The organism is Chitinophaga sp. 180180018-3 (genome assembly GCF_037893185.1).
Lineage (GTDB): Bacteria > Bacteroidota > Bacteroidia > Chitinophagales > Chitinophagaceae > Chitinophaga.
In genome coordinates this window covers 4,859,516-4,873,165 of sequence record NZ_CP140772.1, presented here as the reverse complement: position 1 = coordinate 4,873,165, position 13,650 = coordinate 4,859,516, and the positions used below count along the sequence as shown (strand labels likewise).

The window sequence follows — 13,650 nt, the reverse complement described above, 5'->3', positions numbered from 1 at the left end:
TTAAAAATGATGAATGTAAATAATAAGAAAATAGCAATCGTGATAATGATGAGCCTCATCGTTACAGCTTGCAACAAATCATTGGATATGCCCCCGGACGGAAGGGTGAGCCTGAACCAGATTTTCAGTGACTACGACCTCTCCAGGGGATATCTGAACAGATGTTATTCATACATGCCTTATGGAGGAACAGTAGGAGATTATGCGATGTCCTACAACGGTACGCTGCTGGCCTCCTTCAGTGATGAAGCAGAGGATGTACAGAACTCTCAGAGTGGCGGTTTGCAGAACTGGTACCTGGGAAATGTGTCGGCCAGCGCATTCCCCATGGCAGATTATTGGTCGCAATATTATGAAGGGATCAGAGCCTGTAATATTTTCCTGAAGGGAATAGAAGATGCCGCATTCGTTAAAAAACGGCCAGCTCTTGCCGGAGAGGTACAGGGCTGGAAAGCGCAGGTGCTGGTACTCCGTGCTTTTTATTACTGGCAGATTTTAAAACGCTACGGACCTGCCCCGGTCATCAGTCAATCATTAGATGATCAACATGATTTTTCGCAGTATAAACGACCGCCCTTTTCCGAATGTGTGGATTCAGTTATTGCCGACTGTGATAAGGCCATTGCTGATGGCCTGATGTGGCAGATAGGGCTGGGGCAGGAGGGAGACCGGGGCAGCATGACCCGTGCAGTGGCCTATGCCATAGAATCGGAAGCCGCATTGTATGCTGCCAGCGACCTGTGGAACACCTCCGCGGCAAAAGACGAACAATGGCGCCGCGCCGCGCTCCTCACCGGCAAAGCCCTGAGCGAATGCCTGGCCAACGGATATCAACTGTTTACAGAAATGCCCTCGGGGGAAGTATTGGCAAGCTCTCAAAGTGCTTATCAAACATTTTTCTTCAGTCATTCCGATCCTGCAAGGATCAGGGATAAAGAAACCATCCTGGAATGTAAGAACCAGCTCACCATCTGGAGAGACGCCGCATTGCCGGTGAATAATGGTGCGGTGAAAGCGGGAGCATGCCCTTCGCAGGAAATAGTAGATGCCTACGAAATGGCTGATGGCCATTCTCCCTTCATGCTGGACAACAACGGCTCCGTGATCTATGATGGAGTGAGCCCCCGCATCAATACTGCCAGTGGCTACGATCCGGATCACCCTTATAACAACCGGGATCCCAGACTTGCCGCCACCATCTATTTTAACGGGGCATTGCTGGATTTTACCAATCCCGGCTCGGCGTTACAAGTCTATAACAATGGGAATTGCGGCGTTTCTTATTCCGATCAGCGGTATACCCGCACGGGCTACTATCTGCGGAAATATCATAATAACAGATCCAACATCAGTAATCAGGCAGATGGCTATATGAAAATATTCCGCCTCGCTGAACTCTATCTAAATTTTGCAGAGGCGGCTAATGAAGCTTATGGCCCCGTAGCAACGGTGCCTGGAATAAGCGGACCGGTAGCAACAGCGCTGGCAGCGGTGAACACCGTCAGAAGCAGAGCAGGTATGCCCGCATTTGATGCGACTGGTAGCCTTACTCAGTCCGGGTTCAGGGCCAGGTACCGGAACGAAAGACGGGTGGAACTCTCATTTGAGCAACACCGGTTCTTCGATGTGAGACGTTGGAAAATACTGGAGAAAACCGACCAGCAGATCACCGGCATGAACATATCCAGGAAACCGGATGGCACATTCAATTATGCGAATGCCCGGTTCTCCGTAGATAGTCGCCGATCCAATGCCACCCGGTTTCTGTTATTCCCGTTGCCATTTGCTGAAGTAAGCAAGATGGAACGATATACGGGGGCGAACTGGCAAAACCCCGGTTGGTAGCGTGTATGAAGAGGCCCTCATCATGCAATGTTGTACTATTTATTGAAAATAAATCCCCTGTTATGAAAAAGATCACTATTACATTACTGATCCCGGCTACCGCCGCAATTGTTGTTTTTCTGACACAATGCCGGCCTGATGTCGCTTTGAAAATTATCAAAAAAAACCTGGATACCGTTGTGAAAACAAACCAGGTAGTAAAGTTTTCCTTCGTTCCCAACCAGATAGCCGCAAACGCCTGGTACAAACCAGGTGGTACGCTGGTCAATGGCCACCTGGATGAAAGTTTCGGGAATCAGAACTGGTGGCCGGTATTGATAAGTAATCTCCAAAGAACCGGAGGCTCCTTTTCGCTGTTTGCAGCAGAAGTAGGGCATATGTCATCAGCAAATGGATTGATCCCGCTGTTGAAAGCAAAAGGAATTCCTGTTTCAGTGGAATTGCCCGGATTTACACAGTGTATAGACGGTACGCCATTAGGACAGGCAGAACTGAACGGACAGCCTGTAAATGGCATGAATATCTTTTCACAGATCTTTGTTATTACCAATACAACCGATAGGATAGATCCTAACAACCGGGGCTGGTTTGTAACAAAAGATACGGTAAACTGGGTGCCCGATGAGATATTATTCGATGAACGCCAACCGAATCTCCTGCCACAGATTGATCCGGATAAGCTTGCTACTACGCCAGGTACCTGGGACGACAGAAAAACAGCTGCGAAGATCAACAACGGCTGCCCGGTTACCATGGGGAATTTTGATGCAGGACTGGAATCACTGAGACAGGACTATGCAAAGTTTCTGAATGTGGCAAAAGCAAAATGGGGCGCAAATATGCCTGCTGCGAGTGTGCACTGGAATGTAAACCCTGGTTGGGAATGGCGCGACCAGAGAGGACTGGATAGTATCAATGCGCACTATCCAACATACTTCTTTACGCCAGCGAACTATTGGGGGATTGTGCAGAACTACCCACAGTACAATTCTGTACAGTATCTGAATAGTTTGGTAGATGTGATGACCACTGCCGGCTTCAAACCAAAAACAGTGCTGATGGATGTTGACTGGAGATACAATGTGCCATACATCACCGAAGTATTAATGCGGCACAAAACAGCACTAAAGGCCAAAGGCGTGCAAATGGGTATTAACATTGTAGACGCCAGCATGACAGACGACCAGGAGCTATATCTGGATGGCGCCACACTCTCCACGCGGACCGTTGCAGGAGCTAATCCCAATGTTCTCTATGAGCACACACTGCTGGCAATCATGCAATTCCTGATAAACAGCGGCATCTATGAAGATGGTATGCAATTGCGCGTAGGCAGCTGGTCGCATCGCCCTTATGAAACAGGAAGTGCTATTGCCGAGAGCAACCCGGGCGCCATGGCGCATGCGGCGAATCAAATCATTCAACTACTGAACTGGTAGCATTGTTTTGTGCCGGCTCATTTCCGGGCCGGCGCAAAATAACTCAGGTATATAACGAGTATAACCCATGACAAATTTTAAGAGATGGATGATCCTGTGCAGCTGGTCGTTGGCGCCGTTGATATCACAGGGAACTGCATTACCCGGCAGTCAATCTGAAAGGGTGGTGAATGCGGCGGATTTTGGTCTGAAGGAAGGTACAGATAACACCCCTGCGCTTACAAAGGCCATCCAGGCATGCAAAACAAGGAAGGCCACCAGGCTGGTGATTCCGAAAGGCATATACGACATCTTTCCCGAAAAGGCGGCAGAAGCCTACCGGAGTATTTCCAACAACGATGCCGGCAAAAAAAGGATTGTCTTCCTGTTGGAAGGCTTTGATCATTTCGAGATAGATGGGTCCGGGAGCAGGTTTATTTGTCATGATCATATGGTCCCTTTTGATGTATCAAATTCAACAAATATCACACTCAGGAATTTTTCCGTGGACTGGGCCGCTCCCTTTTATTTACAGGCGCAGGTATTGGCGGTTCACCCGGAACTGAATGCCTTTGATATCAGGATCTTTGACGAATGCTCTTATGAGATCCAGGGTGCTGATCTCATTTTCTCAAATAAGAAAGCGGGGAAAACAACCGGCTGGTATTCGATGGCTCCCTGCATGCAAAAAGACGTGATCTGGGAGCAGAATATTAACTGGAATATCTGGTATGACCCTGCCACCAAAGCGCCGGCTTACTGCAACGAAAACGACACCCGCGTGAATGCCTGGAATTTTAAGCTGAACAAGCGGGCTATTGCTACGGAGCTGGAGCATCATGTAGTGCGATTGACCAATGCGGCAGATACACTGCCAAAGGTAGGCTGGGTGCTTATTTGTAACGGCATTCTTTCCAAAAACCGGTTATCGCCGGCGATACATATATCGCATTGTAAGCAGGTGCAGATAGAACAGGTAACGGTACATCATGCGGCCGGTATGGCCCTTATTGCAGAACGCTCAGAGAATATTACCCTGCACCGGTATAATGTCACGCTGCCGGAGGGATCTGGTCGTTTCGTTACCTCCACAGCAGATGCTTCTCATTTCGTAGGCTGCGGGGGAACCATCACGCTGGATAGCTGCATATTTGAAAATATGCTGGATGATGGCACTAACGTGCACGGGATATACGCAGAAGTAGAAGAGGCGGTAGATTCCTACACACTGGGAATGACAAGAGGCCATTCCCAACAACAGGGATTTGATTTCGCCCGGGTAGGAGAAAAGGTCAGGCTTGCAGACAGGAATACCCTGAAACCCTATGCTACCCTTACCGTGGCAGCCGTCAGGAACGTGAACGACTTTTATTTTGAAGTGACCTTTAAAGAAAAAGTTACGCCCCTTATCAGGAAAGGATCGGTGGCCGAAAATCGTTCCTGCCAGCCGGATGTTGTAATGCGGCACTGCGAGGTACGGCAGAACAGGGCAAGAGGTATCCTGATCTCCACAGCGGGAAAGGTATTGATAGAAAAAAACCGTTTCCTGAAATGTACATATGCCGGTATACAAACGGCCGGGGATGCTAACTACTGGTTTGAATCCGGACCGGTAGCTGATCTGGTGATCCGTGATAATCTTTTTGAAGACCAGGGGTTAGCAGTTGGCAATGCACCCGCCCTGGTGGTGGTGCCGGAAGTGCACGCCCTGGCGGATAGTGCCTGGTATTACCACCGGAATATTATAATGGAGAATAACACGATCAACACATTCAGCCGTATAATAGTGGAAGCCAGGTCCCTGGAGAATTTTGTATTCAGAGGCAATAGTATCAACAAAAGCACGGATTACCCGGTTGCAGAGGGGAACGGGCCATCATTTGTCTTCTCCGGTTGTAAAAATATCCGTATAGAAAAAAACAAGTACAACCAGGGTGGTATAGCTACGATTGAAGCTGATAACAAATGTGTACAAATCAGATCCGTGAACAACGAAAATATCGAAGAACGTTAATAAACAAAAGCATAATGATCTCATTGAAGCAATTAGCAATAGCAGGGATAATAGGATGTTTCGCCTGGTCTTGCTCAACACCGGATAAACTGCGTGAGCATTTTCTTGATCCGCCCAATGAATACCGTCCGATGCCGTTTTTGCATCTGAACGGGCATCTCACCAAACCGGAAATAGAAAAACAGCTCATTGAAGCGCACAAATATTCGGGCTTTGGCGGCATTGCGCCGCTACCGGTATCGCCGGGGCCGCATTGGCACGATCATCATCTGTGCCCGGGTATGACACCCGATTTTCTCAGCAATGAATATTTCGACATATACCGTCATATGCTGGAGGTATCTGCCAAACAGGGTACTCATATTGTGTTGTATGATGATATTGATTTCCCTTCAGGTTCAGCGGCAGGGCGATTGCTGAAAGAATATCCGCAATACACCCGCAAATACCTGCAGAAGCAGGAGTTTATTGCAGCCGGTGGACATACCGTTACAAAAGCTTATGAGCTGAAGCCCGCGCAATCCTGGATGGCATTGTCCGCAATGGATACTATTACAAGACAAGTCATCAGCCTGCAACCTTTTTTAAAGGGTAACCAGCTGAACTGGAACGCGCCTGCCGGCACCTGGCGGATCATGGCATTTCTGATCGAATATAATGTAGGGCCGCCGCACGGACATCTGGTGGATTATATGGAACCGGCCGCCATAGAAAAGCTCATGGAAATGACTTACGATGAATATGGAAAACGCTTCGGTAACTATCTCGGTAACGTAATCAATAAAACTTTCTTCGATGATGTGGGATTTGTTTTCATGGATCAGACATGGAACAAAGAGATCTCCAATATCTTTCAGAAAAAAACCGGTAAAGACCCGGCGCTGTATTACCCCGCGCTGTACTACGACATTGGTCCTGAAACGCGTGCAGCCAGAGTGGCGTTTTATGATGCCCGTTCTGAGCTGATGGCAGAAGGTTATGTGAAACAGGTGTCTGAATGGGCGGAAAAATATCATGTGAAAAGTATGGGGCATCCGCCGGAAAACTACAGCCCTAATTCGGTAGTTACCTGTGGAGACATACTGAAATTTTATCGCCATGCTGATATCCCATTGCTGGATGTTATCTTTCACTATGGTCGCGGCAGGAATGGATATAAGCAGGTAAGCTCCGCAGCCGATCTGGATGATAAAGGGCTGGTAGGAGCAGAGCTCTGTGGTGCTTTTGCACAGGATATGGACTCAGTTCAATTATATCGTGTTGCCATGGAAACCATGGTAAGAGGTGTGAATTTTATTGTGCCACATGGTTTATGGTATGATGATGATACCGCACATATCCGCATTCCGCCGCTGATCTCTTACAAAAGCACTTATATCGGGAAAGCGGTATCTGATTACAGCGCTTTTACTGCCCGCTCCTGTGTGCTGTTACAGAATGGAAAAAGGGTAGTGGATATTGCTGTGTACTGGCCTATCAATGCTGTGCAGGGAGAAAGCTGGATCGGCCGCGATAACCAGTCTGGGTTGGCGGTCGCACAATGGATTCCACCGGGAGTATTGAATTATCAGCTGAGCGGCGTGCTCACAGATTCCGTTCGCCGCGATTTTACGTACATCCGGCCGGAAGATCTTACCAATGGTAAGGTTACTGCACGAGGCACTGAACTGGTATTGAATAATAAGGTCAATGAACAGCATTTTAAAGTACTGATTATTCCCGGTGGAGATGTGATTTCCGCCGCCTCACTTCATGCCATAAAGGAATATTATCAGCATGGTGGAAAGGTAATAGCAGTAGGCGCGCTGCCCAGGCACGCCGCCGAATTTGGCCGCGATGAGGAAGTGAAAAAGATCATTGCCGATATCTTCAACGGCTTCCCGTCTGAAAGCCTCTTTGTGAAAAATCAGCAGGGTGGACAGTTTGCTTATTTGCCCACTGTAGATAAGCAAAGTATGGCCGCTGCATTGACTACTATGAATATTACTCCAGATGTAGCATTTGACGAAAGATCACTGCCATCGCTGGGAGCAGGTTGTATTAATTACACACATAAACAGAAAGATGGCAGGGATATCTATTATTTCATTAACACTACTGATAATCCGATGGCATCAATGGTGACGCTACGAGGGAAAGTGAAAGACCTGGAGATCTGGGATCCTCATAGGGGCACTACGCAAAAAGCAACAGCAGCGAAACAGGAAACACTGGCCGATGGTACACCTGTAACGGTACTGCCATTGAAACTGGATGCTACGGCCTCTTTGTTCCTGGTGGGCACAAAGTAGTAGTGCATCATGTAAGCAATAAGATATCTCTGATTTACAAAAAGACCTGCATCTGTTGCAGGTCTTTTTGTTTATAACCAATAGCATTCACAGCCGAAATAGTTTATTTTCTCCGGGAAAGCAATGATTCTCAATGATTAACCTTAGTTTTGCAACATGGTTAATTGTAGAAATTAATACAGTTTATACATACAACCACTGGATTTAATATTTTATAAAACATTTCGAGCATGCCCGTGACAGCAATTTTGATCACTGTTAAAAGTTACCCCACTGTATCTTCTCATTATGATGAACAAGTTAGTATAGCTGGTTTCAGAAAAGATGGCAGCTTTATCAGGATATATCCCATTCCGTTTTCAAAAAAAACTTACGAGGAGCAATATCAGCTCTATGATTGGGTAGAGCTGGATCTTGTGCGCAATACCAGGGATTTCAGGCTGGAAAGTTTCAGTCCGGTTACCCCGGATGCCCCGGTAAAAGTAATAGGGCACATGGGCACCGAAGATCATTGGAGCGAGCGGAAAGCAATAGTACTGAAAAATGTATACCGGGATATGTCGAGCCTGATCGTAGAAGCAAAACACGAGGCGTTCTATACTTCGCTGGTCGTGTTTAAACCTTTGCGTATACTCGATTTTATAGCAGAAGAAACTGATCGGGAATGGGATAGTAAGCGCATAGAGAAACTTCAGGAAGAAAAAAGCAGCGGAAGGGTTGTTGAACAATCCGAGGATTCGTTTGCCGTGATGAAGCAGCTTCCATACAAATTTTCTTACCGGTTTATTGATATCAAAAACCAGGAGATGACCCTGCCTGTGGAAGACTGGCAACTGGCATCCCTGTATTGGAAGATGGTAAAAAAGCACAGTGGTGCTCAGAAGGAGCTGAAAGCCGTTAACGAGATAAGAAAGAAATACCTGTATGAATATGCCAGGAACAGCGATCTGCATTTCTTCCTCGGTACCACGCAGCAGGTACATGCCAGCAGCAAACAGCCATTCACGATTGTTGGCCTGTTCCAGCCAACTGTGCCGCCGGCAGTGATACAAGGCAGCTTGTTTTAATTGATTTACTTATATACACTATGAAGAAAATGTTTATTAACCTCCCGGTGGTTTGCGTAGCGATGGCTATATCATGGGTAGCCTGCAATGGTAACAGTAAAAAGCCTGAAAGCGAACAGGCCGTGGTAACCAATGCTGCAGCGGATTCAGGAACTGCAGTGCATAAGCCGGCCGATACATCTGTTGTTTCTACGGAAGCTTATGTTGCCGGCATCATCAGCCGGAGGCAGGCTGTTACCAGTCAGCTACCCGGCGTAAATGCAGAAAAGGCCACTCAGCTGTATCATGCGCTGGTGCTTTATATGGATACTGCCATGGCAGATATCATGGGCAACGAGGCATGGCTGAATGAATATGCCAACTATTATTCCGATGAAAAACACGCCGCAGTTCCGCCTGCTAAAGTACAACGCCGGATTGATCTGCTCGCCACCGCCGGCATTGAACCCTGGAATATAGGAGAGGGCTACACGGAACTGCGTACTGTGCCAGGCTTCTATAAGGACCTGTTCGGGAAATCCCTGCCCGACGACTATAGGGCATATCTGCAACTTAAAGCCGATGAAGATACGGTACTGTATACCGCAGACGCAGGTCTGGTAATTCCATTCAGCCTGGTGGGGAAAAGAGCGCTCAACTGGGAAAAGTTCCTGGACACCTACCCCCGAAGCTACTTCTTTACCACTGCAAAACAACTATACGAGGGCTATTGTCGTGATTACCTGTTTGGAGAAGACAATACGCCGAGTTTTGATGATCACACGAACCCCGGCTCGTTGCTGCCAGAGAACAAAGAAGAATACATCTCCTTTATACAACAACACGGAGATACGAAAACAGGGAAGATCGTAAAATTATTCATGGATAATATGAGTTCCGGAAAGACGGTTGATGAGTTGAGTGAGCTGGTGCGGAAAGCTATCCAAAGATGATGCCCCCCGTCAATTGCAGCTATAAGCTATTCTGTACAAAAGCTTGTTTTTTAATTAGATTTTGTATCTTGGATGACCTATTGATATCTCTTACCTACAATTGTCATCGATGTTTAGAACGTATCTCCTATTTCTGCGTATTATACGCTGGCCTAATCTTTTAGTTATCTTCCTGACACAATTGCTATTCCAGTACTGCATCATTCATCCACTGCTGTCGCATATTAACATATCGCCACAACTTCGTGTCACTGATTTTCTGATGATTGCCGGAGTATATCAGTTAATAGCGGCAGCGGGTTATATCATCAATGATTATTTTGATCTGGCTATTGATGAAATCAATAAACCTGATAAGGTGTATATTGGCCGGGGAATTAGCAAGGAGGGCGCTTTAGCAGTTTATCTTGTCATGAACCTGTTAGCATTGATACTATCAGTTATCGTAAGTTTTAAGCTGGGAAATATCAGTCTTATTATTTGTATCTTCTTAAGCGAAATATTTTTATTCTGCTATTCTGCATTCTTCAAGAAGAAATTCCTTATCGGTAATGTGATCGTAGCGGTTGTTACCGCTTCCGCTATCCCGGTGCTGATCCTTGCAGAGCCATCTATGACCTTTATGCAATACAGTATGGTGATACCATCGGAGTTCCGTTTTATAATAACGGTTACATTGATATATACCTGCTTTGCAATCGTCATCTCATTTGCGCGGGAGTTGATAAAAGATCTGGAAGATGTAAAGGGCGACCGCACATACGGTGGCCGCACGATTCCTATTGTACTTGGCCGGAAGGCGGCACATAGTGTTGTTACATGTAGCCTGCTTGGTGTAGTAGGAGGGCTGGTGTTCATTCAGCCGGTATTATGGCAGAGGAATGTACCCGGGAGCAGGGTGCTGTCTGTTTATTCCATCTTACTTATCATGGTACCGCTTTTATGGATTATCCGGAAGATATTTAATACAAATGCTGCAGAAGAATACCACCGGCTAAGCAGTTATATCAAAGGAGTGATGTTAACAGGCATACTATCTATGATCTTCATTCAATACTTACTTAAATAAGGAGGCATGTATCTTTTGAGTTTTGGGACAGGTATTGCGCAGCGGGTGGTTCAGATAATGGTACGCCGTAAAAAAGAAATGCAATGGGCAGAGACCTGTCTTGCCCGGCTGGAATCAACAGCCGGTACAGTGCTACCGGAAGACGCGCGAAAGAAAGTATTGACTGCCTACAGTATTTATCTTCCGATGGTGATAGATGCCTTTGCAACACTGCGTGGCCGGCCAACCTCGCAGGGCGAAAGAACAAGGATGCTGCAATATTTCATTTGCAGTACCACCTTCGATAATTTTACCGACGATGAAGAACTGACCGTTGCAGAACTGAATGATATTGCGTTTGCTTCTGAAAGCTTTATGGCACGGACGCCGCAGGAGCGCCTGTTTTTACAGTCCCATATGGCACTCAGAGATTTTGTGAAGGATCAGCAACATTACGGTGAAGTGACCCGTTCATTGTTTCAGGCGCAGGTCAACTCTGTGAGGCAAACGGACCCCGGCCTGACCAACGAAGAGCTTTATGGTATTACTGTTGGGAAAGGCGCCTTTGCTGTATTGTTATGTAATTTCTATATGGATGATATGGAGATATCGCACAACTGGCAACAATGCTGGTTTTTGTTAGGCGGCATCATACAACTTACAAACGATCTGTTTGATACCTTTAAAGATCTTCAGGAAGGCATACAAACATTGCCCACAAGAATGAAGGATGCCAATCAGTTATATCAGACATTCAAAAAAATGGTGGATGAGCTGGAAGAAGAGATAGCGGCATTGCCGGTACCGGAAACACGCAGACGGAAATTCCGGTTAAATATGATGGCTATCTGTTCTTTTGGGGATATGGCACTCCGGCAGTTTCGCACTATACAACAGCAGCAGAATGTAATGCCCGACCTTCATACCCTTCCCCGAAAAGCGCTGATTATAGATATGGAGAAACCGGGGAATATCTGGCATTGTATGCGGTTTACATACGGAAGATGCCGTCAGGCAGATCGTATGTGTTAATTTTGTATATTTTTATGTGAATAATGTATAACTCCGTTCTGTTTTAATAATACTTTTTATTCATTTCATCATACTAAATTGACTTACCGCTTCAGAGCCCATTGTATCCATACAAACTTCATTAACTTAGGATTGTGCTCAGTCATTACAATAGTATGCCAGAAGGAGAGTTACTTGCTCAGGTTGCCAATGGTAACGAAAAAGCTTTTGAATGGCTGGTTAACCGGTTTAGTGATATTCTTGGAGCATATATATTCAGGCTCACCCATTCGAGAGAAATAACAGAAGAAATAGTACAGGATGTTTTTTTGAAGATCTGGAATGCCAGGCAAATGCTTCCCGGCGTCGGTAATTTTCATGCATGGTTGTATGTTGTTTCTAAAAATCAGGCTATCTCGGCATTGAGAAAGGCCATCCGGGAAAGGGCCGGAAAGGAATTGATTACGCATAACCTTTGGGATCAGGACGACAATAGCTGGGAGGATGAGAAACTGAGTGCTATAGAGAAGGCGATCGCGCAACTGCCACCACAACAGAAGAAGGTGTTTACGCTGAGCCGTCATGATGGGCTTTCTTATAAGGAGATTGCCGAGCAAATGCATTTATCAACCGAAACCGTTAAGAAGTACCTGCAAATAGCCACCCAGTCTATTATTTCAGAGGTTTCCGGCGTCGCAACAGTTGGGCTTTTCCTCGCCGTTATAAAAAATTTATAAGATTTTTCTTCCCCGATACCCCCTTTTTGAAATTTCCTGCGTCAATTAATTAAAGACAGCCAGTGAGCAGTTGGCCACGTATTGAAAAAACATGTCTTCATGGATCAGTTTTCAAAGCAGCAAAGAATTGAATTACTCTTTCAGCAATGGTGTGATAATACCATTGATGAAAAAGATGTTCGCGAGCTAATGCAGCTACTGCAGGAAGCTGGTATGTATAATGAGCTGGAGAAGCTCTCCCAGGCTGCTTACTTTCAGCAGCCGCCTGCGCCTTTTTTTACCCCGGAGCAGAAAAGAAAATTATTTTTGAACATTGTCAAGCCAGTTGATGTTGTTAGGAAGAGAAGAATGATCTATCTATCCGGCATTGCTGCCGGTATCGCCTTAATGATAGGGGTGAGTTGTTATTGTCTTGTGTATAAAAAGAGTTTATTTCTCCCGGAGAATATCACGGCGGAAAATGATATTGCTGCGCCTACTGAGTCAATAGGGATGCTGAAATCTGAAGACGGTAACAGCATTCGCTTTGAGAATGCCCATTCGGGTATGGTAACAACCCAGGAGAATGTTAAAGTCATCAAGCATACTGATGGTACACTTGCCTTTGAAGGCAGCACCAAAAAGCCGGTATCCAATACGCTCACCGTTCCCAGAGGTAGTAAGCCGATTCATTTATTGCTGGCCGACGGTACGTCTGTACTGCTGAACGCCGCATCCGGTATTACGTTCCCCAATGCCTTCACCGGAAGTGAGCGTACTGTTTCTTTATATGGAGAAGCTTATTTCGAAGTAAAGCATGATCCGGCGCATCCATTCATAGTAAAAGCTGGTAAGAGTAAAGTCAAAGTATTGGGAACACATTTCAATATCCGTTCCTATAACGATGACGCACAAACGAAAGTAACGCTCATAGAAGGGAAGGTGGATGTAAACGATGAACTGATGCTGAAACCAGGTGAACAGGCTGTTGTGGGAAATGGCGTATCCGACCTGCTGCAGCATCCGAATATGGAAGAAGCACTGGCGTGGAAGAACAATGAATTTAATTTCAATGGCTGGGATGTTCCGGCTATATTATCGATGCTATCACAGTGGTATAATTTCACGATTGAATATAAAACCAAAATCCCAACCGGACATTTTTCCGGTTCTATTAAGAGAGATAACAATCTCTCTCAGGTATTGAGAATATTGGAAACAGGAGGACTGCAGTTCAAAATACAGAAGGATAGGCTAATCGTTTTTTAATGTCTGTAATTACAAAGCCGTAAAACAATAATTCCCGGA

At 45.9% G+C, this 13,650-nt stretch carries 10 protein-coding genes; all 10 read left to right on the top strand.

Annotated elements, in window-relative coordinates; all coding sequences use genetic code 11:
• The first annotated feature begins 6 nt into the window (after positions 1 to 6).
• The 10 genes from UNH61_RS18960 (at position 7) to UNH61_RS18915 (ending at position 13,611) form a co-directional block, all read left to right on the top strand.
• On the top strand, positions 7 to 1,845 hold the full coding sequence (locus tag UNH61_RS18960) for a RagB/SusD family nutrient uptake outer membrane protein (protein ID WP_326993560.1): 1,839 nt from the start codon (positions 7 to 9) through the stop codon (positions 1,843 to 1,845).
• A gap of 62 nt (positions 1,846 to 1,907) precedes the next feature.
• The gene (locus UNH61_RS18955) at positions 1,908 to 3,284 is read left to right on the top strand and encodes a hypothetical protein (RefSeq protein ID WP_326993559.1); all 1,377 of its coding nucleotides are present in this window, start codon (positions 1,908 to 1,910) and stop codon (positions 3,282 to 3,284) included.
• A gap of 67 nt (positions 3,285 to 3,351) precedes the next feature.
• Entirely contained in the window at positions 3,352 to 5,277 is a 1,926-nt protein-coding gene (locus UNH61_RS18950; protein ID WP_326993558.1) for a right-handed parallel beta-helix repeat-containing protein, read from the top strand.
• 14 nt (positions 5,278 to 5,291) lie between these two features.
• Entirely contained in the window at positions 5,292 to 7,568 is a 2,277-nt protein-coding gene (locus UNH61_RS18945) for a glycosyl hydrolase (RefSeq protein WP_326993557.1), read from the top strand.
• A gap of 230 nt (positions 7,569 to 7,798) precedes the next feature.
• Positions 7,799 to 8,635 (top strand): hypothetical protein, encoded by an 837-nt coding sequence (locus UNH61_RS18940; protein WP_326993556.1) that lies wholly within the window; start codon positions 7,799 to 7,801, stop codon positions 8,633 to 8,635.
• Between the two features lie 20 nt (positions 8,636 to 8,655).
• A complete protein-coding gene (locus tag UNH61_RS18935) occupies positions 8,656 to 9,567 on the top strand; it encodes a hypothetical protein (protein WP_326993555.1) in 912 nt (303 codons plus the stop codon).
• Between the two features lie 109 nt (positions 9,568 to 9,676).
• A complete protein-coding gene (locus UNH61_RS18930; protein WP_326993554.1) occupies positions 9,677 to 10,636 on the top strand; it encodes a geranylgeranylglycerol-phosphate geranylgeranyltransferase in 960 nt (319 codons plus the stop codon).
• 6 nt (positions 10,637 to 10,642) lie between these two features.
• Positions 10,643 to 11,647: a hypothetical protein gene (locus tag UNH61_RS18925; protein WP_326993553.1), complete on the top strand. Its 1,005-nt coding sequence runs from the start codon at positions 10,643 to 10,645 to the stop codon at positions 11,645 to 11,647.
• 134 nt (positions 11,648 to 11,781) lie between these two features.
• Positions 11,782 to 12,363: a sigma-70 family RNA polymerase sigma factor gene (locus tag UNH61_RS18920; protein ID WP_326993552.1), complete on the top strand. Its 582-nt coding sequence runs from the start codon at positions 11,782 to 11,784 to the stop codon at positions 12,361 to 12,363.
• Positions 12,364 to 12,462: 99 nt separating this feature from the next.
• Entirely contained in the window at positions 12,463 to 13,611 is a 1,149-nt protein-coding gene (locus UNH61_RS18915; RefSeq protein ID WP_326993551.1) for a FecR domain-containing protein, read from the top strand.
• The last annotated feature ends 39 nt before the right edge of the window (positions 13,612 to 13,650 follow it).